Source organism: Microcystis sp. M49636_WE2 (assembly GCF_030065375.1).
Lineage (GTDB): Bacteria > Cyanobacteriota > Cyanobacteriia > Cyanobacteriales > Microcystaceae > Microcystis > Microcystis aeruginosa_C.
In genome coordinates, this window is the sequence record NZ_JASJFG010000880.1 from 1 (window position 1) to 2,217 (window position 2,217).

General features: G+C 40.1%; 2 protein-coding genes and 1 pseudogene. 2 read left to right on the forward strand and 1 reads right to left on the reverse strand.

Annotation, left to right across the window (positions count from 1 at the left end; genetic code table 11):
* Positions 1 to 178, forward strand: a pseudogene (locus PX484_RS20185) (GDP-L-fucose synthase); the annotation flags it as partial.
* Between the two features lie 53 nt (positions 179 to 231).
* Here the strand turns inward: PX484_RS20185 and PX484_RS20190 are convergent.
* Positions 232 to 909, reverse strand: coding sequence for a hypothetical protein (locus tag PX484_RS20190; protein WP_002803220.1), 678 nt, complete (start codon positions 907 to 909; stop codon positions 232 to 234).
* 757 nt (positions 910 to 1,666) lie between these two features.
* Between PX484_RS20190 and PX484_RS20195 the strand changes: the two genes are divergently transcribed.
* On the forward strand, positions 1,667 to 2,217 hold a 551-nt coding region (locus PX484_RS20195; RefSeq protein WP_353853250.1), incomplete at its 3' end, for an ATP-grasp domain-containing protein.

The window sequence follows — 2,217 nt, forward strand, 5'->3', positions numbered from 1 at the left end:
CTGTGATTTAATGGGTTTTGATGGCGAAATTGTTTGGGAAATAGATAAACCGAATGGTCAACCGCGACGCTGTTTAGATACAACCCGCGCTCAGGAAAAATTCGGTTTTGTTGCTCAAATGGAATTTAAAGAAGGTTTGCGAAAAACCATTGAATGGTATAGGCAAAACGCCGCTTAGTTCAGATAGCTGGTGTGTTAGATAAATAACTAACACACCAGATTTTTTTTAGGTTACTGACCGGTAAAATCAGAACGAAGGGTTAATTTTAAATCTTCCTTGGGGTTAATTGACAATAATTCCACCGATTCTCCTCGTAATAACCAGCCGGCTAATACTTCTAATCCTCCTCCTCGTAATAATCCCTCGCTAACCGGTTGGTCAGAGATAAAGGAAGCGAGGACAGAAGCGGCGGATTTTCCTAATACTGCACCGTGGATAATTTTATCGGGGTTAACTCCTTTAATTATCCTTTCTAGACGAGTGAAAACTGCCGAAATAGCATCGATAGATTTTTCTTGGGGTTGAGGGGTTTTTAAAAAGATTTTTTGGGATAGAAAACGCGAACCTTGACCGTCAGGTTTAATTTCTCCGATAATCTGACTACCATCGGGAATAATTGTCTGTCCTTGGGAATTTTTGATATTATCGGTGACGGTCAGAGATAAAGAAAAAGTTTCTTGTTTGGTTAAAAGAATTTTTTTCCCTTGCTCGTATTTTACAGGGATGTCTGTGCCGGCAGGAATTAATTGATTATTCCCCAAAAGAATCGGTTTAATCGGGTTAATTGGGGCGAATTGACGTGCGATCGCAGGAGTCAAAGAGAGGGAGACCACAACGAAAGAAGCACTTAAAAGCATTGTTAATAGGGTCAGAGGATGATGACGACCCTGCTTTTGAAAATATAGCATCTTACCCTTGAGTTTCCTAGTGGGAGCGAATTAAAGACAGAGACGAAAGCGGGAAAAAGTTTGTTTCCAAGCAGGAAAATGCGGGAAAAAGGAGAATTTTAGCAAAAAATAACTGATATTTCCGACTAATTGCCAGTTGTTAGTTTAGTTGGTCTATTGAAACGCCAAAACTCTTGATTTGTCCGCAGTTCTTAGTTTTACACGGTCAATGGATAACAATAACTATTTCTGAGCAAATTATAGGTTCACTCCTATCAAAAAAAAATCACCCGATCGAATTAAAATCTGTGAAAAAATGTAACAATTGTGACAAAAAACTGAGGGAGTGGGGAATTATGAATTAAGAATTATGAAGTGGGAAGTGGTGAGTGGTGCGCTTGTACTAATCTAATACTCAGTTTAAATGCAGTAAAGCCTACTAAAGATAGAAATAGAGAGAGTGAAAGATTGCTAGACTACTAGGGGTGGGTAGCTAAAAAAGTCTCTCCTCTAACCGCATAATGACACAATTAATACTAAATCCGCTGAGTATAGGCTATTTATGAGGACAGGCAAAAGGCAAGAGGCAAAAGGAGGAATAAATAATCAGTCTTTAATAACTGGATTTAGTATAACTTTAATTTTTGCGATCGAGTAAACCAAGAATATTCTCCCCGATCACCCGTGAACTTGATGCTGTTGCTAAAATAATCTTCATAAGTCCCCAAGCTACCGAAACGAGCAAAGAGAGAATCGCCACTTTATCAATTAATCAATTATGGATTTACTCGAATACCAAGCCAAGGAAATATTTGCTCAAGTAGGTATCCCCATTTTACCTTCCCAACCAATCCACGAACCGGGGGGACTAAAAAGATTAAACATTCCCTATCCTATCGTGCTGAAATCCCAGGTACGCACGGGAGGCCGGGGAAAAGCAGGAGGAGTGAGATTTGTCGCTAATACCATTGATGCGATCGCTGCTGCCCATGCTATCTTTCATTTACCGATCGCCGGAGAATATCCAGAGGTAATCTTAGCAGAAGCCAGGTATAATCCGCAACAGGAGATATTTTTAGCCATTTTACTCGATTATCATCTGCAAAGACCGGTTTTACTGGGTGCGAGTCAAGGGGGGATGGATGTGGACAGTTTACTGGCAACCATGCAAAAAGTGGTCATCGAAGCGAGATTTTCCCCCTATCTCTGTCGGCAATTAGCCGTATCTATGGGTTTAAGAGGGTCTTTGATCGAGTCTATCAGTCAAATTCTCGAAAAAATGTATAGTCTCTTTGTCAGCAAAGATCTCGATATTATCGAGATTAATCC

Coding starts and splice junctions, on each gene's coding strand:
- PX484_RS20190 (WP_002803220.1), bottom strand. CDS start 909: ATGCTATATTTTCAAAAGCAGGGTCGTCATCATCCTCTGACCCTATTA.